The 20,621-nt window shown below is 70.2% G+C and carries 17 protein-coding genes; 9 read left to right on the top strand and 8 right to left on the bottom strand.

Going from position 1 to position 20,621, the window contains the following annotated elements:
- Window positions 1-12: 12 nt before the first annotated feature.
- Complete coding sequence (gene xseA, locus ABQJ56_RS16590) at window positions 13-1,383, bottom strand: exodeoxyribonuclease VII large subunit (RefSeq protein WP_367846134.1); 1,371 nt, start codon at window positions 1,381-1,383, stop codon at window positions 13-15.
- Between the two features lie 189 nt (window positions 1,384-1,572).
- A complete protein-coding gene (locus ABQJ56_RS16585) occupies window positions 1,573-3,006 on the bottom strand; it encodes a phospholipase D-like domain-containing protein (protein WP_367846133.1) in 1,434 nt (477 codons plus the stop codon).
- A 114-nt stretch (window positions 3,007-3,120) separates the two neighbouring features.
- On the opposite strand from ABQJ56_RS16585, the gene ispG reads away from it, so the two are divergent.
- The 3 genes from ispG to ABQJ56_RS16570 all read left to right on the top strand — a co-directional run bounded on the left by ispG (window position 3,121) and on the right by ABQJ56_RS16570 (window position 5,803).
- Window positions 3,121-4,380 (top strand): flavodoxin-dependent (E)-4-hydroxy-3-methylbut-2-enyl-diphosphate synthase, encoded by a 1,260-nt coding sequence (gene ispG, locus ABQJ56_RS16580; RefSeq protein ID WP_367846132.1) that lies wholly within the window; start codon window positions 3,121-3,123, stop codon window positions 4,378-4,380.
- Window positions 4,381-4,431: 51 nt separating this feature from the next.
- Window positions 4,432-4,773 carry a zinc ribbon domain-containing protein YjdM gene (locus tag ABQJ56_RS16575; protein WP_367846131.1) on the top strand — a complete coding sequence of 114 codons (342 nt, stop codon included), beginning with the start codon at window positions 4,432-4,434 and terminating at the stop codon, window positions 4,771-4,773.
- Between the two features lie 193 nt (window positions 4,774-4,966).
- On the top strand, window positions 4,967-5,803 hold the full coding sequence (locus ABQJ56_RS16570; RefSeq protein ID WP_367846130.1) for an HD-GYP domain-containing protein: 837 nt from the start codon (window positions 4,967-4,969) through the stop codon (window positions 5,801-5,803).
- On the opposite strand, the gene aat is transcribed toward ABQJ56_RS16570, so the two are convergent.
- The 5 genes from aat to trxB all read right to left on the bottom strand — a co-directional run bounded on the left by aat (window position 5,788) and on the right by trxB (window position 9,782).
- Window positions 5,788-6,525, bottom strand: coding sequence for a leucyl/phenylalanyl-tRNA--protein transferase (gene aat, locus ABQJ56_RS16565; RefSeq protein ID WP_367846129.1), 738 nt, complete (start codon window positions 6,523-6,525; stop codon window positions 5,788-5,790). The genes ABQJ56_RS16570 and aat overlap by 16 nt on opposite strands.
- A gap of 31 nt (window positions 6,526-6,556) precedes the next feature.
- Window positions 6,557-6,967, bottom strand: coding sequence for a TIGR03067 domain-containing protein (locus ABQJ56_RS16560; RefSeq protein WP_367846128.1), 411 nt, complete (start codon window positions 6,965-6,967; stop codon window positions 6,557-6,559).
- A gap of 38 nt (window positions 6,968-7,005) precedes the next feature.
- Window positions 7,006-8,127, bottom strand: a complete 1,122-nt coding sequence (locus ABQJ56_RS16555) for a GNAT family N-acetyltransferase (protein WP_367846127.1) — start codon at window positions 8,125-8,127, stop codon at window positions 7,006-7,008.
- A 105-nt stretch (window positions 8,128-8,232) separates the two neighbouring features.
- Window positions 8,233-8,724 (bottom strand): hypothetical protein, encoded by a 492-nt coding sequence (locus tag ABQJ56_RS16550; protein ID WP_367846126.1) that lies wholly within the window; start codon window positions 8,722-8,724, stop codon window positions 8,233-8,235.
- 92 nt (window positions 8,725-8,816) lie between these two features.
- Window positions 8,817-9,782 carry a thioredoxin-disulfide reductase gene (gene trxB / locus ABQJ56_RS16545; RefSeq protein ID WP_367846125.1) on the bottom strand — a complete coding sequence of 322 codons (966 nt, stop codon included), beginning with the start codon at window positions 9,780-9,782 and terminating at the stop codon, window positions 8,817-8,819.
- A gap of 278 nt (window positions 9,783-10,060) precedes the next feature.
- Between trxB and ABQJ56_RS16540 the strand changes: the two genes are divergently transcribed.
- The 3 genes from ABQJ56_RS16540 (at window position 10,061) to ABQJ56_RS16530 (ending at window position 13,864) form a co-directional block, all read left to right on the top strand.
- Window positions 10,061-12,388, top strand: coding sequence for a DNA translocase FtsK (locus ABQJ56_RS16540; RefSeq protein WP_367846124.1), 2,328 nt, complete (start codon window positions 10,061-10,063; stop codon window positions 12,386-12,388).
- 111 nt (window positions 12,389-12,499) lie between these two features.
- The gene (gene lolA, locus ABQJ56_RS16535; protein WP_367846123.1) at window positions 12,500-13,156 is read left to right on the top strand and encodes an outer membrane lipoprotein periplasmic chaperone LolA; all 657 of its coding nucleotides are present in this window, start codon (window positions 12,500-12,502) and stop codon (window positions 13,154-13,156) included.
- 18 nt (window positions 13,157-13,174) lie between these two features.
- Window positions 13,175-13,864 carry a YoaK family protein gene (locus ABQJ56_RS16530; RefSeq protein WP_367846122.1) on the top strand — a complete coding sequence of 230 codons (690 nt, stop codon included), beginning with the start codon at window positions 13,175-13,177 and terminating at the stop codon, window positions 13,862-13,864.
- 39 nt (window positions 13,865-13,903) lie between these two features.
- Here ABQJ56_RS16530 and ABQJ56_RS16525 read toward each other — a convergent pair whose 3' ends face one another.
- Entirely contained in the window at window positions 13,904-16,909 is a 3,006-nt protein-coding gene (locus tag ABQJ56_RS16525; protein WP_367846121.1) for a ligand-binding sensor domain-containing diguanylate cyclase, read from the bottom strand.
- Window positions 16,910-17,101: 192 nt separating this feature from the next.
- Between ABQJ56_RS16525 and ABQJ56_RS16520 the strand changes: the two genes are divergently transcribed.
- The 3 genes from ABQJ56_RS16520 to ABQJ56_RS16510 all read left to right on the top strand — a co-directional run bounded on the left by ABQJ56_RS16520 (window position 17,102) and on the right by ABQJ56_RS16510 (window position 20,297).
- Window positions 17,102-18,442: a replication-associated recombination protein A gene (locus ABQJ56_RS16520; RefSeq protein ID WP_367846145.1), complete on the top strand. Its 1,341-nt coding sequence runs from the start codon at window positions 17,102-17,104 to the stop codon at window positions 18,440-18,442.
- A gap of 200 nt (window positions 18,443-18,642) precedes the next feature.
- Complete coding sequence (serS, locus tag ABQJ56_RS16515) at window positions 18,643-19,923, top strand: serine--tRNA ligase (protein ID WP_367846120.1); 1,281 nt, start codon at window positions 18,643-18,645, stop codon at window positions 19,921-19,923.
- Window positions 19,920-20,297 (top strand): LrgA, encoded by a 378-nt coding sequence (locus tag ABQJ56_RS16510; RefSeq protein WP_367846119.1) that lies wholly within the window; start codon window positions 19,920-19,922, stop codon window positions 20,295-20,297. Before serS ends, ABQJ56_RS16510 begins: the two co-directional genes overlap by 4 nt.
- Window positions 20,298-20,621 lie beyond the last annotated feature (324 nt).

The raw sequence follows: 20,621 nt of genomic DNA, 5'->3' as shown, positions 1-20,621 counted from the left end.
AGCGGGGCCGGTTCACTTGCCGGTCGGCTCCGCAGGCTTGCGCCTGGCCGCCAGCAGCGCCAATTCCCCATCCGCCAGTCGCGCGCGCAACGCGTCGCCCGGTTCGACGCCTTGCACGGAGCGCAGCACCTTGCCGTCGGCATCGAACAGGATGGCGTAGCCGCGCTCCAGTGTGGCCAGCGGGCTCACCGCGTGCAGGGTGCGGGCCGCCTGCTGCAGGGCGTGGCGTTCGCGTTCCAGCTGGCGGGCGATGGCCTGGCGGAGGCGTTGCGACTGTTCGGCGAGCTGGCGTTGCAGCAGCGCCAGCCGTTGTCGCGGGTGGCGCGCCAGCAGGCGGGCGTGCAGGCGATCCAGCCGGATGCGGTCGCGTTGCCGACGGTCGCGCAGCGTGGCGAGCAGGCGGTGCTGCAAGTGGACGAGGCGTTCGCGGTCGCGTGCCAATCGCGCCTGCGGACGCTGGGCCTGCAGGCGGGCGAACAGATGGTCCACACGCTGGTCCAGTGCCTGCAGGCGACGCTGTTCCAGCGCGGCCAGGCGCTGCTGCAGCTGGTGCAGGTGGTGCAGCGTGGTCTGCGCGTCGGGCACCAGCAGCTCGGCGGCGGCCGAGGGCGTGGGCGCGCGCAGGTCGGCGACGAAGTCGGCGATGCTGAAGTCCACCTCGTGGCCCACGGCGCTGACCACCGGCACGGCGCAGGCGTGGATCGCGCGCGCCACGGCCTCGTCGTTGAACGCCCACAGGTCTTCCAGCGAGCCGCCGCCGCGGGTGACGAGCAGCACGTCGTAGCGGGCGCTGGCCGAAGCCCTTTTCAGCATGGCCACGATGGCGGCTGGTGCCTCGCGGCCCTGCACGGGCACCGGCAGCACGTCCACCTCGGCCAGCGGCCAGCGGCGCGCCAGCACGCTGAGCACGTCGCGGATCGCCGCGCCGGTGGCGGAAGTGATCACGCCGATGCGCCGCGCGTAGCGGGGCAGGGGGCGCTTGCGCGCAGGGTCGAACAGGCCCTCCGCATCGAGCTGCGCCTTCAGCCGCTCGAACTCGCGTTGCAGCGCGCCTTCGCCGGCCGGTTCCATGTGCTCGGCCACGAGCTGGAATTCGCCGCGCGGTTCGTACAGGCCCACCCGCGCGCGCAGCAGCACCTGCATGCCGTCGGCGGGCTTGAAGCGCAGCGCGGCGCTTTTCGGGCGGAACATCGCGCAGCGCACCTGGGCGCCGCTGTCCTTCAGCGTGAAGTAGAGATGCCCGGACGCGGGCCGCGCCACGTTCGACAGTTCGCCCTCGATCCACACCAGCGGCAACGCGTCTTCCAGCAGCCCGCGCACCAGCCGGTTCAGCGTGCTGGGGGTGAGGATGTGGCGAGGCGGTGCAGTGTCGGGCGGGTGCATGAGTGCGCGAGCCTAGCACGTCTGGCGCTGGCCGCAGAGGCTTGCATAACAGTGGCTTGGCGGATGTTGTGCAGGTAGTGGCTGACGTATCGGAGAGCGGGGCCCTCGTGCCCGGGAGGCATTGGATCGCGGATGCTGCTGCGCGATTCCGGGAGACGGGCAGGGGTTCGGCGAAGCGGTGGGTGCGGCTCAATTGTCCGCGCCGGGCCTGCGCCGCCGTTCGCGCCAGGCACGGATGGCGAGGTTCAAGGCCAGCCATGCGCACAGCAGGCCCAGCGGCCAGGCCAGCACCGCAGGCCACCACCATGCCACCGCGGCGAGCAGCAGCAGGGCCAGCGCCCCCAGCGCCAGCGGGCCGGCGTCGGCGTGGCCCAGCACGCGCCGGTCGACCAGCGCCGCGCCCATGCGGTTGGCGAGGCGAACCGCGCCGGTGGCGGCACGGCTTGAGCTGCCGCCGTCGTGGCGCGTGCGCGCGGGGCGCTCGGTGGCGCCGCCCAGCTTGTCGCGGCGATGCTTGCGCGGGCTCAGCACGATTTCGGTGGCGTGCCCGAGGTCGTGCTCGTACTGCGTGGCGAGTCGTGCGGCGAATCCGGCATCCTCGATCGCCACGTCGATCTCGCGGTTGCTCAGCCAGCTGGCAAGGTTGAGGTTGGAGGAACCCACGCGCGCCCACTGGCCGTCGGCCACCGCGGTCTTGGCGTGCAGCATCGAGCCGTTCCATTCGAACACGCGGATGCCGGCCTGCAGCAGCGGCCGGTAGCCCGAGCGTGACAGGCCGGCCACCAGCGGGATGTCGCTGCTTCCCGGTACCAGCAGGCGCACGTCCACGCCGTCGCGCGCGGCGGCCGTGAGCGCCTGCACGTAGGGGGCGGTACCCACGAAATACGCATCGGTGAGCCACAGCGTGCGCCGCGCCAGCGCGGCGATCATCTGGTCGAGCCGGTAGATGCCGGCGCTGGCGGGTTGCGTCGCGATCAGGCGCAACGCCACGTCACCGGCAGCACCGTCGCCGACCGCCGCGAAGGGCGGCAGTTCGCCGCCGGCCTCGGCCCAGCTCTGTGCGAATGCGGCCTGCATCTCGGCCACCACGGGGCCGCGCAGCGCCACGCCGGTGTCACGCCACGGCGGCACGCCGCGGCGCGTGTCGCCCAGCCATTTCGCGCTGATGCACACGCCGGAGAGGAAGCCCTGCACGCCGTCCACCACCAGCAGCTTGCGGTGGTCGCGGCTGATCCAGCCAAACGGCTGGCCGAGCTTGGGCGGGTTGAAGATGCGCACCTGGCCGCCGGCGGCACGCAGCGGCTGCCAGAACGCATGGCCGGACTGGCCGAGGCAACCCATCCAGTCGGCCACCACCGCCACGAAGACGCCGGCGCGCGCGCGTTCGGCCAGTGCATCGCGGAACGCGCGGCCGACCTCGTCGTTGCGGATGATGTAGTTCTCCAGCAGCACGCAGCGTTGCGCGGCACAGATCGCGTCCAGCCAGGCCGCGTAATGCGCCTCGGCGTCGATCAGCAGTTGCACCGCGTTGCCGCCCAGCAGCGGCGCGCCCGCGCTGCGGCTCAGTGCCTGTTCGGCCAGCAGACGGGTAGCGGGAGACAGCAGCGGCGAAGTCGCGGGCATGGGGGGAGTGTGCCACGCCGGGCGATCCGGTTTTGCCGTGCCGTCATGGGCATTCCGTTATGCTTGTCGCCTGCGCCGCGACGTGGAGCGGCGGAATCTTCCCCGGTTGCCTGCATGAACGAACCCTCTACTTCCAAACCGCGTGCGGCCGAACCGTTGACGCGTCGTCCCAGCGTCGGCGTGCGGATCGGCAAGGTCATCGTCGGTGGCGGCGCGCCCATCGTGGTGCAGTCGATGACCAACACCGACACCGAGGACCCGGTTTCCACCGCGAAGCAGATCGCCGAGCTGGCCCGCGCCGGTTCCGAGCTGGTGCGCATCACGGTGAACACGCCGGCGGCGGCGGCGGCGGTGCCGCACATCCGCGACCGCCTGGCGATGATGGGGGTGGAGGTGCCGGTCATCGGCGACTTCCACTACAACGGCCACCAGCTGCTGGAACACGAGCCGGCCTGTGCCGAGGCGCTGGCGAAATACCGCATCAACCCCGGCAACGTGGGCTTCGGCAAGAAGAAGGACGCGCAGTTCGGCGCGATCATCGAGAAGGCGATCCAGCACGGCAAGCCGGTGCGCATCGGCGCGAACTGGGGCTCGCTGGACCAGGCGATGGTCGCCACCCTGATGGACGAGAACCACACTCGCTCCGAGCCGTGGGACGCCGGCCACGTGGCGCGCGAGGCGCTGATCCGCTCGGCACTGGATTCGGCCGTGCTGGCCGAGAAGATCGGCCTGCCGCGCGAGCGCATCATCCTGTCGTGCAAGGTGTCCGGCGTGCAGGAGCTGATCGCGGTGTACCGCGACCTCGCCGCGCGCTGCGACTACGCGCTGCATCTCGGCCTCACCGAGGCGGGCATGGGCTCCAAGGGCATCACCGCGTCGAGTGCCGCGCTGGCGGTGCTGCTGCAGGAGGGCATCGGTGACACCATCCGCATCTCGCTCACGCCGGAGCCGGGCGCCTCGCGCACCGGCGAGGTGATCGTGGCGCAGGAGCTGCTGCAGACCATGGGCCTGCGCTCGTTCACGCCGCTGGTCACCGCCTGCCCGGGCTGCGGCCGCACCACCAGCGAGTTCTTCCAGGAACTGGCCAAGACCGTGCAGGAGCACGTGCGCGCGCAGATGCCGGCGTGGCGGGTGAAGTACGACGGCGTGGAGAACCTCACCCTGGCGGTGATGGGCTGCGTGGTGAACGGGCCGGGCGAATCCAAGCACGCGAATATCGGCATTTCCCTGCCCGGGAACGGCGAGGCGCCGGCGGCGCCGGTGTTCATCGACGGCGAGAAGGCGATGACCCTGCGCGGCGACCACATCGCCCGTGAATTCGTGGGCATCCTCGACGACTACGTGGCGCGCAAGTACGCCAGCCGTGCCGGCTGAGCGCGGCACGTCTCACTTCAAGATTCCGACAATGACACGCTGGAACCGAGCATGAGCGAGCTGCCCCACTGCCCGATGTGCAACTCCGCCTACACCTACGAGGACGGTGGCCTGCTGGTCTGCCCCGAGTGCGCGCACGAATGGTCGAAGGATGCGGAAGCCGCCGTCGACGACGACGCACCGGTGGTGAAGGATGCCAACGGCAACCGGCTGGCCGATGGCGACAGCGTCACGGTGATCAAGGACCTCAAGGTCAAGGGCTCGTCCCTCGTGGTCAAGGTCGGCACCAAGGTCAGGAACATCCGCCTGGTCGAAGGCGACCACAACATCGACTGCAGGATCGACGGCATCGGCCCGATGAAGCTGAAGTCGGAGTTCGTGCGCAAGGCCTGAACCGGTCCCGTGCCTGCCGCGGCCGCGCCGGTGGCCTTGCTTGCGGGCATCCTCGACGATAGCGTGGCGCGCATGTACGCCCTGCGCGGCAGTTGAGACGTTCATCGCAGGATCGGCGACCGCGCCTCGACGGCTGCAGCGGAGCATGGCGGAATACCTCAATCGACAGGGCCGGGGACATCGTTGCATGCGGATGAGTCCGCCATTGCGTATCGCGGGCGTATACGTGCTCGTCGCCGCGATCTGGATCTGGTGCTCCGATCGCGCCGTGGACGTGCTGGTTCCGGATTCGGGCCTGCGCATGACCCTGCAGACGCTCAAGGGCTGGGCCTTCGTGCTGGCCACCGGCGCGATGCTGTTCTGGATGATACGGCGGGACGTGCGGCGCCTGGAGCAGGGCAACCGCCGGCTGCGCCAGGGGCGCGAGCAGGCGTTGCGCGTGCTGGTGGCGGCGATGGACGTGCGCCACCAGGAGACCGGTCATCACTCCGAACGCGTGGCGCGCATGGCTGCGGAACTGGCGCGGCTGGACGGGGTGCGTGGCCGTGCCCTGGACGAGCTGCGGCTGGGCGCGCTGCTGCACGACATCGGCAAGCTGGCGCTGCCGGACACCATCCTCACCAAGCCGGGTCCGCTGGACGAGGAGGAACGGACGCTGATGCGGCGGCACCCGCGGATCGGCTACGAGCTGCTGCAACAGGTGGATTTCCTGCGCGGCTCCAGCGACGTGCCGTACAGCCACCACGAGCGCTGGGACGGCGGCGGCTATCCGCAAGGGCTGCGCGGCGAAGAGATTCCGCTGGCCGCGCGCATCTTCAGCGTGATCGACGTCTGGGACGCGCTGATCACCGAGCGCGTCTACAAGCCGGCGTGGCCGGAAGCGCGCGTGCTCGAGTACCTGCGCGAGATTGCCGGCAGCCAGCTCGATCCACGCCTGGTCGAGCTGTTCCTCGGCCATTACGTGGCGCTGAAATCCCTGGCGTCGACGCCGGGCGCGGAGCCCGTCACCCTGTCTCAGCCGGCTGCCTGAGCCGTATCCGGCTGGATCAGCAGGCTCTCGGCATCGACCCAGCTGCCCACGCGGCCGGGCAGGGCGGCCAGCCGCGCCACCTCGTGCAGGAAATGTTCGCGCGATATCTCCACGGCGCCCAGGCCCAGGGTGTGCGCATTCGCCACCTGCGCGTCGATCAGCGGCCAGCCCCATTGCCGCAGCAGCCCGGCCAGCGCCACCAGCGCGAGCCTGGAGCCGCCGCTCTCCGCGCTGAACATCGATTCGCCGCAGAACAGCTGGCCCACCGCCACGCCGTAGAGGCCACCCACCAGCCGCGCGTCGTCCCGCACCTCCACGCTGTGCGCGTGGCCGAGCCGGTGCAGCGCGACGTAGGCATCGATCATTTCGGGCACGATCCAGGTACCCGCATGGCCCTCGCGCGGCGCGGCACAGGCGCGGATCACCGCCTCGAACGCACGATCCACGCTCACCCGCCATGGCTTGCCGCGCAGCTGCCGGCGCAGGCTGCGGTTGATGCGCAGCGCCTCGGTGCGGAACACGCAGCGCGGATCGGGCGACCACCACAGGATCGGCTCCTCTTCGCCGAACCATGGGAAGATGCCGTGACCGTAGGCGGCCAGCAGCCGTTCGGGCGAGAGGTCGCCGCCGAAGGCGAGCAGGCCGTTCGGTTCGTGCAGCGCGCTGCGGGGATCCGGAAAGCGCAGCGGTGCGGCGGTGGAGAGCTGGGGCAGGCGGATCATTGCTGATCGGCGTAGTGAAGGGGAATCGAATCTAGCGCTTGCGGACAAAGCTGCGCATGGTCAGGCCCATGCTGGTACGAAAGGTCGTGGGTCGCGGCATGCCTTCGTCGGCCGCCACGAAGAGGAAGTGGTCGCCTTCGAGCCGGTAGATGGCCGGCAGGAGCTTGCCTGCGTCCAAGCCGATCGAATCGACCCAGGTGATGGACTTTGGCGTGGTGGATGCGTCCAGCGTGAAGCCGCCTTCCAGCAACAGCTCGCCATCGACGGCGCGCACCTCGAAACGGTTGCCGTGGATCAGGGTGAGCGCGCCGGGGGCCCCGTGATCGTCGGGTGGATCGGTTAGGCCATTTTCCTCGAAGCCGACCTGCTCCCAGATGCCTTGCAGGGCGGCAAGATCGTCTGCGGAATCAACCGGGCGTGCGTTGTGGGGCGGTGGCGCCATGTCGGTCCTTCGATTCTGAGTCTCGCCATGATGGCATGTCAGTGCCGGGCATAGGGGCTGTGCGCCATGCACTCGCTCGCATAGAAATCCATCGACGCGGCCTCCTGCTGCAGCGCCTCGCGCACGGCGGCGCGAAAGCCCTCGTGCAGGATCAGGTGCCGCGAGCGGGTGCGCACGGGAAGAAAGCCGCGCGCCAGCTTGTGCTCGCCCTGCGCGCCCGGCTCGAGGCACTGCAGTCCCTGCGCGATGGCGTGCTCGATGCCACGGTAGTAGCACAGCTCGAAGTGCAGGCCCGGCACGTCGACGCGGCTGCCCCAGTAGCGGCCGTACAGCACGCCGTCGCCTTCGAGGAACAGCGCCATCGCCGCGATGTCGTCCGCATCGTGCGCCAGCGCCAGCTGCGCCATGCCGCCCAGCGCGCCAAGCCGGCGGAAGAAATCCGCGGTGAGCGCGGCGTGGTTGCCCTTGGCATCGAAGGTGGCGAGGTAGAGTGCATGCACCGCGGCCCATTCGGCGTCGCCCAGCGTGTTGCCGCCGCGCCACTCCACGCGCAGGTCGCCGGCGGCGACGCGGGCGCGTTCGTGGCGGATGTTCGCGCGCTTCTTGTGACTCAGCGCGGCGAGGAAGTCGTCGAAGTCGCGCCAGCCGCGGTTGTGCCAGTGGAACTGCACGTCCGAGCGGGCCAGCCAGTCCGCGTCGAAGGCATCGGCTTCGTCGGGCAGCAGGAAGTTGGCGTGCACCGACGACAATCGCAGGCGTTCCGCCTCGCCGCGCATCGCATCGACCAGCGCGCGCTGCAGCCCGGCGTTGCCGCCGGCCAGCAGCCGCGGCCCGGACACGGGCGAGTAGGGCACGCCGCAGAGCAGCTTGGGGTAGTAGTCGCCGCCGGCGCGTTCCCACGCGTCCGCCCAGCTCCAGTCGAACACGAACTCGCCGTGCGAGTTGCCTTTCAGGTACAGCGGCGCGGCGGCGCGCAGGCGGTCGTGTTCGTAAAGGCCCAGGTGATGCGCCTGCCAGCCCCAGGCGGGACGGATGCAGCCCGATGCTTCCAGCGCGTGCAGGAAGGCGTGCGACACGAAGGGATGGCCGTCGGGGCGCAGCGCGTCCCAGTCGGTGGCCAGGATGTCGGCAATGCGTTCGTGGAAGCGTGCTTCGAGCATGCAGGCGATATTAGCTACTGCGGGAGCGCACCCTGTGCGCGATGGCTGCCAACCGCCGAACCCGTCGCGCCCAAGCTGCGCTGCTGCGTCGATACGGCCAGGTGGTCAGTGCAAGGCCGGCAACTGCGCGGCGAGCGTCTGCACGAAGGCGTCGGGGCGGCCGTAGTGGTGGTGGTGCGGCAGCAAGGCATGGCGCCCGCCGGTTTCCAGCAGCAGGGTGGGGAAGCCCCGGCCACCGAACTCGTCCAGCAGCCGGCGGCTGGCCTGCACGTGCTCGAACACGGCATGGCCATCGGTGGCGCCGAAGGCCGATGCGAAACGCGCGCCGTCCAGCCCGATCTCCTCGGCCAGCTCGCCCTGCCTGTAGGCCTCGCCGAACGGCTGACCGCTGAGCTGGGCGATGCGCTCGCCGGAATGCACGATGTGCCGCACCAGCCCGGCATCGACCTGGTGCGGCTCGCCGAACAGGCCGCCGCCGTACAGGCGCAGCGCGAGGCGGCCGCCCAGCTGCGCCAGCGCCGCACCCACCAGCGGCTGCGCGGCGTAGCACCAGCCACACAGCGGGTCGTGGATGTAGTGCAGCGTGGCGGTGCTCATGGAAGTTTGATCCAAGGCTACGAACTTGTGGAGTCTTTGCCTTTGTCCGTCATCCCGGCCTTCGCCGGAATGACGGGCTAGAGAGCTATGGTTCAGCCCACCGGCTTCTGCTGCTCCAGCCAGCGCTCGGCATCCAGCGCGGCCATGCAGCCGAAGCCGGCCGAGGTGATTGCCTGGCGATACACGTGGTCGGCCACGTCGCCGGCGGCGAATACGCCGGGCACCGAGGTCATCGTGGCCATGCCGCTCTGGCCGCTGTGGATCCTGATGTAGCCATCGTGCATCTCCAGCTGGTCCTCGAAGATGCCGGTGTTCGGCGTGTGGCCGATCGCCACGAAGAAGCCGGTGGCGGCGATGTCGCGGGTGGCGCCGGAGTTGACGTCCTTCACGCGCACGCCGGTGACGCCGGAGTCGTCGCCCAGCACCTCGTCCACGGTGTGGTTCCACACCAGCTCGATCTTGCCGGCGGCGGCCTTCTCGAACAGCTTGTCCTGCATGATCTTCTCCGCGCGCAGCTTGTCGCGGCGGTGCACCAGGGTGACCTTGCTGGCGATGTTGGAGAGGTACAGCGCCTCCTCGACCGCGGTGTTGCCGCCACCGATCACCACCACCTCCTGCTCGCGGAAGAAGAAGCCGTCGCAGGTGGCGCAGGCCGATACGCCCTTGCCCTTGAACTTCTCCTCGCTGGCGATGCCCAGGTACTTCGCGGTGGCGCCGGTGGCGATGATCAGCGCGTCGGTGGTGTATTCGCCGGAGTCGCCCTTGAGGCGGAACGGGCGCTGCTTCAGGTCCACGGTGTGGATGTGGTCGAAGATCATCTCGGTGTGGAAGCGCTCGGCGTGCTCGGCCATGCGCTGCATCAGCGCCGGGCCCTGCAGGCCTTCCACGTCGCCCGGCCAGTTGTCCACGTCGGTGGTGGTCATCAGCTGGCCGCCCTGCTGCAGGCCGGTGACCATGGTCGGCTTCAGGTTGGCGCGCGCGGCGTACACCGCGGCGGTGTAGCCGGCGGGGCCGGAGCCGAGGATCAGCAGGCGGGTGTGCTTGGGCGTGGCGGTCATGCGCGGGTTCCTCGGGATGGTCGGCGGTCTGCGTGGCTATTCGCCACGAGCACCGCAAAGGTTGCATCGTGGCGGGATGCCGGTCCGCAAGGATGGGGAAGGCGGGCGCCCGATTCAAGGGACGGGTGGGTCGCGCGGTTCGCCGTGGCAGGCGTGCAAGTGCTTGATCGGAGGAAGCGGTGCGGGGCCGGCCGAGGCGAAAATCGCCGGGAGGGCGGTTTTTCGGGATTCCCTGTGTAGACTTGCCGGGAATTCGGCAATCCAGGAAGCCCGTCCCGGTGGCGCGCAGCGCAAACGTCAAACAGAAGAAGGAACCGGTCGCCCTGAGCGACGAGTTGAAGCGCCGCCTGCGCGAGGCGGGCGCCCTGGTGCTGCTGCCGCTGGCGCTGTACCTGCTGGTGTGCCTGTTCAGCTACGACGCCCAGGACCCGAGCTGGTCGCACGTCGGCGCGTCGGCGCATGTGCATAACCTGGGCGGCACGGTAGGCGCTTATGTGGCTGACCTGTTGCGCTACCTGTTCGGCGGCGTGGCGTATTTCTTCCCGCTGCTGCTGTTGCTGCTCGGCGTGCAGGTACTGCGCCAGCGCGGCGTGCAGCCGGTGCATCCGTGGGAATCCTCGCTGCGCCTGATCGGCGCGGTGTTCTTCTTCATCACCGCGCCCGGCCTGTGCTGGCTGAATTTCCGGCAGAGCACGATGGAGCCGCAAGGCGCGGGCGGCGTGATCGGCAGCGCGGTGGCGCGCGGCCTGCTTGCCGCGTTCGGCGAGAAGGGGGCGCCGCTGCTGCTGCTGGCCTTGTTCCTGGTGGCGGTGACGCTGGCCACCGGGCTGTCGTGGTTCAGGGTGATGGACTGGACCGGGCAGGCCACGCTGCGCGCGGTCGAGTGGCTGCGCGGCAAGCTGCGCGAGGCGCCCGACGCGCTCAAGGCGCAGCAGGCGCGCGCCGAGCGCGAAACCGCGAAGAAGGTCGAGGCGGTCAAGCAGGCGAAGCGCGAGCCGGTGCGCATCGAGACGCCGCCGGCGCCGGTGGCGAAGAGCGAGCGCGCCCGGCTGGAGACGCAGATCCCGCTGTTCACCGGCGCCTCCGCGCCGGGCGAACTGCCGCCGCTGTCGCTGCTGGACGAGGCGCCGGAGCAGGGCCCGGGCTATTCGGAGGAAACCCTGGAAGTGCTGTCGCGCCAGGTCGAGCTGAAGCTCAAGGACTTCCGCATCGAGGCCAAGGTGGTGGGCGTCTACCCCGGCCCGGTGATCACCCGCTTCGAGCTGGAGCCGGCCGCCGGCGTGCGCGGCTCGCAGGTGTCGAGCCTGGACAAGGACATCGCACGCGGCCTGTCCGTGGTCAGCGTGCGCGTGGTGGACGTGATCCCCGGCAAGAACGTGATCGGCCTGGAGATCCCCAACACGCGCAAGCAGATCGTGTACCTGTCGGAGATCCTGCGCTCGGACCGCTACGACCAGACCAAGTCGCCGCTGGCGCTGGCGCTGGGCAAGGACATCGGCGGCAAGCCGGTGGTGGTGGACCTGGCGAAGATGCCGCACCTGCTGGTGGCCGGCACCACCGGCTCGGGCAAGTCCGTCGCGGTCAACGCGATGGTGCTCTCGCTGCTGTACAAGGCGAGCCCGAAAGACGTGCGCATGATCATGATCGACCCGAAGATGCTGGAGCTCTCGGTCTACGAGGGCATCCCGCACCTGCTGGCGCCGGTCGTCACCGACATGAAGGAAGCCGCCAACGCCCTGCGCTGGTGCGTGGCCGAGATGGAGCGCCGCTACAAGCTGATGGCCGCGGTGGGCGTGCGCAACCTCGGCGGCTTCAACAAGAAGGTGAAGGACGCCGAGAACGCCGGCCAGCCGCTGCTGGACCCGCTGTTCCGCCCCAACCCGGAGATGCCGAACCTCGCGGCGGAGCCGCTGGAGCCGCTGCCCTACATCGTCATCATCATCGACGAGTTCGCCGACATGATGATGATCGTCGGCAAGAAGGTGGAGGAGCTGATCGCCCGCCTGGCGCAGAAGGCGCGCGCCGCCGGCGTGCACCTGGTGCTGGCCACCCAGCGCCCGTCGGTGGACGTGATCACCGGCCTGATCAAGGCCAACATCCCGACCCGCATCGCGTTCCAGGTGTCGAGCAAGATCGATTCGCGCACGATCCTCGACCAGAGCGGCGCGGAGGCGCTGCTCGGCCACGGCGACATGCTCTACCTGCCGCCCGGCACCGCCACGCCCGAACGCGTGCACGGCGCCTTCGTGGACGACCACGAGGTGCACAACGTGGTGAACTGGCTGAAGGCGCAGGGCGCGCCGCAGTACATCGAGGGCGTGCTGGAGGAAGTGCAGGCCACCTCCGACGGCAAGTTCATCAACGACGCCGGCCTGCCGCAGGACGGCGAGGAAGGCGGCGATGCCGACACCCAGCTCTACGACAAGGCCGTGGCCATCGTCACCCAGACCCGGCGCGCCTCGATCTCGGGCGTGCAAAGGCATCTGCGCATCGGCTACAACCGCGCCGCCCGCCTGATCGAACAGATGGAACAGGACGGCGTGGTCAGCGCCCCGCAGCACAACGGCAACCGCGAGGTGCTGGCGCCGCCGCCGCCGAAAGGCTGAGCGACTTTCTCCCTCTCCCCGGGAGGGGGAAGGCCAAAGCGCCGCGACCGGGAGCAAACGGTTAAGCCTTCCCCTCTACAATGCCCGCATCGCATTGCGCACAGGGCTCCCATGAAACGCTTCACCATCGTCGCCGCCTTCCTGCTGTCGCTGACGGGCCTGGCCCAGGCCGCCACCGGCGCGGCGCGCGCGCGGCTGGACGCCTTCGCCACCGGCCTGCATTCGCTCACCGGCGACTTCAGCCAGACCCTGGTCGACCCGAACGGCAACGCCGGCAAGACCAGCACCGGCACGCTGGCGCTGCAGGCGCCGCGGCAGTTCCGCTGGGAGACCACCGCGCCGTACAGGCAGACCATCGTGGCCGACGGCAGCCGCGTGTGGATGTACGACCCCGAGCTGGAGCAGGTCACCGTGCGCGTCCAGAGCAGCGAGGAGGCGCACAGCCCGCTCACCGTGCTCACCGACCTCAAGCAGATGGACCGGGAGTTCAAGGTCACCGAGCAGGGCGAACGCGACGGCCTGGCCTGGCTGCGCCTCACCTCCACCGCGAAGGACCCGCAGTTCGCCTGGGCCGACCTCGGCTTCGACGCGAACGGGCTGGCGCGGATGACGTTCAAGGACCAGCTCGGCTCCACCACCGACATCCGCTTCTCGAACTGGCGGCGCAACGTGGCGATTCCGCCGGCGGTGTTCACCTTCGTGCCGCCCAAGGGCGCCGACGTGATCGGCGATGCCCCGGTGCTGCAGGTGCAGCCGCTGAAGAACTGACACCGGAGAATCGGCATCATGCCTGTGCTGCGCCAATTGCCGCGCTGGGCCTGGTTCGGCACGGCCGTGCTGGCCTTCATCGCGGGCCAGGTCAATGCGGTCGGCTACCTGGGCTTCAGGCACGAATCCATCAGCAACATGACCGGCAACACCAGCCTGCTCGGCATCGCGCTGGGCCAGGGCAACGCCGGCGAAACGGTGCACTGGGTGCTGGCGATCGCGGCCTTCGTGCTGGGCAGCATGTTGAGCGGCATGATCGTGCAGCAGAGCACGCTGAAACTCGGCCGGCGCTACGGCGTGGCGCTGGTGCTGGAGTCGCTGCTGCTGTTTGCCGCCGTCCCCTTGCTCGATGCCTCCGATTCCGCCGGCCTGTACCTGGCATCGGTGGGCATGGGGCTGCAGAACGGCATGGTCAGCGCCTACAGCGGCGCGGTGATCCGCACCACCCACGTCACCGGCATCTTCACCGACCTGGGGATCTACCTTGGCCACCTGTTGCGTGGCCTGCCGGTGGACAGGCTGCGGCTGCGCGTCTGCATGCTGGTGGCGGCCAGCTTCATGCTCGGCAGCGCTGCCGGTGCCGGCCTGTTCCGGATGATGCACGAACACAGCCTGCTGATCCCCGCGGCGCTCACCGGTGCCTGCGGCCTGGTCTATGGCCTGTATCGCCAATACGCCCTGAGCTCGGCCGGCCCCGCCGGCGAATGACCGTGGCGCATGGGGCGCGTCCGGAGGCTGCGGACGGGCTCAGCTCGCCAGCGTGCAGCAGTCGCGCCCGCGATGCTTGGATGCGTACAGCGCGCTGTCGGCGCGCGACAGCCAGGAGGTCATGCCCTCGTCGGGCCGGAGTTCGGCGACGCCGATGCTCACCGTGATGGTGATGGCATGGCCTTCGTGCCATATGCGCGTGGCGCGCAGCGACAGGCGGATCTGTTCGGCGACAGCCATCGCCTGCTCGCCGGAATTGTTCGGCAGGCACAGCACCAGTTCCTCGCCGCCGTAGCGGCCGACGAGGTCGCCGGCGCGCAGCTGCTGGCAGATCACGCCAGCCGTGGAGCGCAATACCTCGTCGCCGGCGAGGTGGCCATGCTCGTCGTTGATCCGCTTGAAGCGATCGAGGTCCAGCAGCGCGATGCATGCCGGTGCCGGGCCGGCGTTGCAGCGCACGCCCTCGGCCAGCTTGAGGAAGCGGCGGCGGTTGCAGACGCCGGTCAGCTCGTCGGTGCCGGCCAGCAGGTCCAGGCGCCGGTTGGCGGCGAGCAGCTCGCGGGTGTGTTCGTCGATCTGCGCCTGCAGCTGCGCGGCGCGGCGGCGCAGGTAGATCGTGCGCAATTGCACCAGCAGCACGACCAGCGCCAGCAGCAGCACGATCGCCAGCAGGCGCGTCGGCAGCGCCTCGTACCACAGCGGCGCCACGGTGATGCCCAGCGTGCTCTCGGCCGTGCGCGCGTGCAGGCCGCGCGGCACGGCGCGCAGCTGCAGCGTGTAGTGGCCATGCGGCAGATTGGTGTAGATCGCGCTGGGCGTGCCGCCCTTGGGCACTTCGATCCAGTCGTCGTCGAAACCGGTCATGCGGTAGCTGTAGGCGGTTTCCTGCGACGCCTGGTAGTCGAGCAGGGCGAAGTCGACCCGCAGGCTGCGCTCGTGTGCGCTCAGCGTCAGCGTGCCGTGGTCGCCGGGCAGCTGGCCGAACGGCAGCGGGTGCCCGTTCACCACCGCATTGGTGATGCGCAGCGGCGCTTTGGGGATGTCCGGCCACCGCCCCTGCGTGTGGATCACGGTGAGGCCGCCGAGCCCGCCGAACAGCAGCGTGCCGCCGGGCGTGCGCGCGGCGGCGGCGTAGATGTAGCTGGCGATGTGCTGGCCATCGCGCACGCCGAGATTGCGGATGTGCAGGGTGTGGCCGTCAACCACCGAGATGCCGTTGGAGGTGCTCACCCACAGGTTGCCGCTGTCGTCGGGCAGCAGGGCGGTGATCTTGTCGCTGGCGAGGCCTGCGGCCGTGCCGAACCGCAGGAAACGGTAGGGCGGGATGCCGGGGTGCGGCAGCATGACGAGGCCGCCGAGCGTGCCGGCCCACAGGCGGCCTTGCGCGTCGACGGCGAGAGAATCCACCAGGTTCTGCGGCAGGCTGGCGGAGTCGCCGTCGCGTTGCGACAGGTTCACGAAGCCATCGGTCTGCAGCGGATCGCGCGCGATGCTGATGCCGTTGTTGGTGGCGTACCAGACCTCCTTGCCGACGCGTGCGATCTGGCGCACGGTGTCGCTGGCCAGGCTGCCGGGCTGGCCCGCGACGTGGCGGTAATGGACCAGTTGGCCATTGCGCGTGTCGTAGCGGTACACGCCGTTGTAGGTGCCGATCAGCATGTAGGCGTCCAGGCGCAGCAGGCTCAGCACCGGGGTGCCGCCCAGCACGGGCAGGATCGCGTCGCGCACGGCCAGCGTGTCGGGGTCGACCTGCGCCAGGCCCTGGGTGCCGACCCAGATCGAGCCGTCGGGTGCCTCGGCCAGGCTCTGCACGTCGCGGCGCAGCTGCCTGCCGGCCAGCTTGAGGTGGCGCACGGTGCCGGTGACCGGGTCGACGATGTCGATCTCGCCCGCCGCCATGCCCAGCCAGATTCGGCCACGCGCATCGACCAGGATGCCGCGCACGTTGGGGTTGGCCAGCGAGTGCGCGGAGTCGGACGAAGGCAGCATGGAGAACGCGATGTCGGCCCTGGCATTGCTGCGCGCCACGCCGAGGTCGGTGGCGGCCCAGGCGTTGCCGGCGCGTCCCAGCAGCAGCGCGCGCACGGAATTGCCGGGCAGCGAGGAGGGCAGCGAAGTGTCATGGTCGAGCACGCGCGTGCCGGTGTCGCCCGGAGTGTAGGTGACGATGCCGTTGCCGTCGGTGGCGATCCACATCCGGCCCGGCCGCACCTCCAGGAAATCGCGCACGGTGGCCTGCCGCGCCGTGCCGTCGTAGCCGCTGAAGCCGGGGATCGTGCGCCAGCGGCCGTCGGCCTCGCGGTAGATCGCGCCCATCTGCACGCTGCCTACCCACAGGCGCCCTTCGGCGTCTTCGCGCACCGCCCAGATCTCATCGTGCAGCACCTGGTCCACCACGCCCGCGGGATGCTCCGGGCGCACGAAGGTCTTGCTGCCCGCATGGCGCACGAACAGGCCCTTGTCGTTGCCCAGCCACAGATTGCCGGCGCGATCCTGGTACACGGCGAAGTTGCGCGGCGCCGCCGGCCCGATGTCGACCGGAGCGATGCGGTCGCTGCGCAGGTCCAGGTAGTCCAGCCCGCTGTCGGTGGCGATCCACGCGCCACGCCCGCCGTCCGGCGCCAGCGCGTAGATCTTGCGGTTGCCGGTGCCGCCGGCGCCGACCGGGTAGCTGCGGAAGCGGCCGGTCTGCGGGTCGAAGCGTGCCAGGCCGCCCGCATTGGTGCCCACCAGCAGGCCGCCGTCCGGCAGCGCCAGCAGGCTGCGCACGTAGGTGTCGGGCAGGCCGGCGGCCGCGGCATCGGCCAGCTCGAACACCTGCACGCGGTAGCCGTCGTAGCGCCCCAGGCCGCCCATGGTGCCGATCCACAGCAGGCCGTCGCGATCCTGCGCCAGCGCGGTGGTGATGGAGTGGGGCAGGCCCGCGGCCATGCCCACGTCGTCGAACCATTGCCGCTCCAGCGGGAGCCAGCGGTCGGCACCCGCCGCATGCAGCCATGCGCACGGCAGCAGCATCAGCAGCAAGGCCAGCAGGGCCGCGCGCATGCCGACAACCCGCCTCAAACGCAGCGCTCCACCATGCCGCCGCGCTTTCGGCGGCAGCGGTGCAGGGCAGGCTTGCAGTGGATTTCCCCGGACATGCGCGGCTCCTTGCGTGGTGCGCTGTTCCCGGCGACATGATAGCCGGCGCACCCTTGCCCGGGGCGGGCCGCTGCCCGGAGCCGTATCATGTGGGCCATGCCCCGCAATCCCTTCCAGCCGTCCGCCTCCCTGTTCGCCGAACCCGAGGCGCTCAAGCCGCTGGCCGAGCGCATGCGCCCGCGCAACCTGGACGAGGTCGTGGGCCAGCGCCGGCTGGTGGCGCCCGACCGCGCCCTGCGCCGCGCGCTGGAGGCGGGCCGGCTGCATTCCATGGTGCTGTGGGGGCCGCCCGGCTGCGGCAAGACCACGCTGGCGCTGCTGGTGGCGCAGTACGCCGACGCCGACTTCAAGGCGATCTCGGCCGTGCTTTCGGGCCTGCCCGAGGTACGCAAGGCGCTGGCCGAGGCGGAGGCGAACTTCGCCCAGGGACGGCGCACCGTGCTGTTCGTGGACGAGGTGCACCGCTTCAACAAGGCCCAGCAGGACGCCTTCCTGCCGCATATCGAGCGCGGCGTGATCCTGTTCGTGGGGGCCACCACCGAAAACCCGTCGTTCGAGCTGAACTCGGCGCTGCTCTCGCGCTGCCGCGTGCACGTGCTGGACGCGGTGTCGGCGGACGACATCGTGGCCGCGCTGAAGCGTGCGCTGGCGGACACGGAGCGCGGCCTCGGCGCCCAGCAGCTGCAGGTGGACGACGCCGCGCTGCAGCTGATCGCCCAGGCCGCCGACGGCGACGTGCGCCGCGCGCTCACCCTGCTGGAGATCGCCGCCGAACTGGCCGAAGGCAACCGCATCGACCAGGCCACGCTGGAGCAGGTGCTGGCCGACCGCACGCGCCGCTTCGACAAGCAGGGCGAGCAGTTCTACGACCAGATCTCGGCGCTGCACAAATCCGTGCGCTCCTCCGACCCCGACGCCGCCGTCTACTGGCTGGCGCGCATGCTCGACGGCGGCTGCGACCCGCGCTACCTCGCGCGCCGCATGACCCGCATGGCGGTGGAGGACGTGGGCCTGGCCGAGCCGCGCGCCTGGCGCATGGCGCTGGACGCGTGGGACACCTTCGAGCGCCTCGGCAGCCCCGAGGGCGAACTGGGCCTGGCCCAGCTGGCGATCTGGCTGGCCGTGGCGCCGAAGAGCAACGCCGCCTATCAGGCCTTCAACGCCGCCCGCGCCGCGGTGCGCGACACGGGCACGCTGGACGTGCCCATGCACCTGCGCAACGCGCCCACCAAGCTGATGAAGGGCCTGGGCTACGGCAAGGGCTACCAGTACGACCACGACGCCGACGGCGGCATCGCGCTGGACCAGCAATGCCTGCCCGACGAGCTGGACGGCACCGTGTTCTACGAACCGGTGGAGCGCGGGCTGGAACTGCAGCTGCGCGACAAGCTGCTGGCGCTTCGCGAAGCGCGCCGCAAGGCGCGCGGCAAGGATTGACCGGAGCCGTGAATGGGCTCGTCATCCCGGCGAAAGCCGGGATCCAGTGACTTTGGGCTTCGCCAAAAGAGGCGCTGGACTCCAGCTTTCGCTGGAGTGACGGTGAGGCCCGGGCACGCCATCGAGCGGCTTGCCGCGTTGCGGCGCAGCCAGCGCGAAAGCGATAATCGCGGCCTTCAACTGCTTTCCGGAACACACCCATGCTCGACCCCGCCCTGCTGCGCTCGCGCCTCGCCGAAACCGCGGCGCGCCTCAAGGAAACCCGCGGCTTCGAGCTGGACGTGTCCGCCGTGGAGGCGCTGGAGGCCGAGCGCAAGCGCCTCGCCACCGAGACGCAGGAGCTGCAGAACCTGCGCAACACCCGCTCCAAGGCGATCGGCCAGGCCAAGGCCAGGGACGAGGACACCGCGCCGCTGATGGCCGAGGTCGCCGGCATCGGCGACCGGCTCAAGGCCAACGAGGCCGCGCTGGCCGAGGTGCAGGCGAAGCTCGCCGACATCGCGCTGGGCATCCCCAACATCCCGCACGAGTCCGTGCCGCTGGGCAGGGACGAGACCGGCAACGCCGAGCAGCTGCGCTGGGGCACGCCGCGCACCTTCGACTTCGCGGTGAGGGACCACGTCGACCTCGGCGCCCGCCACGGCTGGCTCGATGCCGATGCCGGAGCGAAGCTCTCGGGCGCACGCTTCACCGTGCTGCGCGGGCAACTCGCGCGGCTGCACCGCGCGCTCGCGCAGTTCATGCTCAACCTGCACACCGGCGAGCACGGCTACCTCGAATGCAACGTGCCGCTGATCGTCAACGCCGAGACCATGCAGGGCACCAGCCAGTTGCCGAAGTTCGAGGAAGACCTGTTCAGCACCCAGGTCGGCGACAGCAAGCGTTACCTGATCCCCACCGCCGAGGTGGCGCTCACCAACCTCGTCGCCGACACCATCGTCGAGGCCGACGCGCTGCCGATGCGGCTCACCGCGCACTCCATGTGCTTCCGCGCCGAGGCCGGCAGCTACGGCCGCGACACCCGCGGCATGATCCGCCAGCACCAGTTCGAGAAGGTGGAGATGGTGCAGATCGCCGCGCCCGGGCAGTCGCACGCGCAGCTGGAGGAGATGGTCGGCCACGCCGAGAAGGTGCTGCAGCTGCTCGGCCTGCCGTACCGCAAGGTGCTGCTGTGCACCGGCGACATGGGCTTCGCCGCGATCAAGACCTACGACCTCGAGGTGTGGCTGCCCAGCCAGCACACCTACCGCGAGATTTCCTCCTGCTCCAACTGCGGCGATTTCCAGGCGCGCCGCATGCAGGCGCGCTGGCGCAACCCGGAAACCGGCAAGCCCGAGCTGGTGCACACGCTAAACGGCTCCGGCCTCGCCGTGGGCCGCACCCTGGTCGCGGTGATGGAGAACTACCAGAACGCCGACGGCTCGATCACCGTGCCCGAGGTGCTGCGCGCCGCCATGGGCGGCCAGGAGCGCATCGCGTGAACACGCCTGCCGAACGCGGCTGGGACAAGGTCGAGTACTGGAGCAGCTACTTCCTGCTCGCCGTGCTCGGCTCGGTGATCCTTACCCGCCTCGGCTTCGCCACCGTGTGGTCGGTGCCCACGCTGGACATCGTGCTGGGCAGCATCGCGCTGCTGCTGATCCTCGCCAGCCCCTGGATCGCCCGCCGCCGCCGCGGCCTGCGCATCGCCATCGTGGCCTACGCCACCGCCACCCAGCTGGTGCCGATGTCGATCCGCCATCCCGCCGTGCTGCTGCCGCTGCTCGGCGCACTGATCCCGGTCGCCATCACGATCTGGGCGCTGGTGGCCTTGTCGCGCAAGGGGCGTGCGGGGCAGGGGACGGAGCGGACCTGATAGGATGCGCGCTGGCAGTGGGGAGCAGCGCGCGCAGAACAAATCCGGAGAGATGGCCGAGCGGTTTAAGGCAGCAGTCTTGCTCGCGGAGGCAGGAAGCCGGAGCGAACAGCGGCGCAGCCGCTGGCCCGAAGGGCGAGGGGCGGGAAGCCCCGAGTCAAACTGGCGTAGAGCCGTGCGCAGCACGGCTGGCGGTTCGACAATCCGGAGAGATGGCCGAGCGGTTTAAGGCAGCAGTCTTGCTCGCGGAGGCAGGAAGCCGGAGCGAACAGCGGCGCAGCCGCTGGCCCGAAGGGCGAGGGGCGGGAAGCCCCGAGTCAAACT

Origin of the sequence: Rhodanobacter geophilus (assembly GCF_040812275.1) — a bacterium.
In the GTDB taxonomy this organism is placed as follows: domain Bacteria; phylum Pseudomonadota; class Gammaproteobacteria; order Xanthomonadales; family Rhodanobacteraceae; genus Rhodanobacter_A; species Rhodanobacter_A geophilus.
Note: the sequence above shows the minus strand (reverse complement) of the source record. Positions and strands in the feature narration are given on the sequence as shown.